This is a genomic window from Paenibacillus marinisediminis (genome assembly GCF_054343325.1).
Window position 1 is genome coordinate 1 of sequence record NZ_JBTGUH010000064.1, and the last position, 211, is coordinate 211.

Here is a 211-nt window from a genome sequence, read left to right on the forward strand (position 1 = left end):
GAAAGAACAAAGTGTAGCAGTGAAGTACATGCTGGAAGGAACGAAAACGGAGTTGAATCCAGCTACGAGTAAGTCAGGTAAGACAGGCGAAACAGTGAAACTGGAAGCGATCGATATTGCAGGCTATACGAAGGTAGCTCCAACTGAAGTGAACTATACGTTCACAGCGGAATCGAACCAAGAGCATATCTTCTACTACACAGCGAAAGAA

General features: G+C 44.5%; 1 protein-coding gene. It reads left to right on the forward strand.

Features of this window, described 5'->3' with window-relative positions; all coding sequences use genetic code 11:
• A partial coding sequence (locus ACXX53_RS23275) for a MucBP domain-containing protein (RefSeq protein ID WP_458571025.1) occupies positions 1-211 on the forward strand: 211 nt, incomplete at both ends.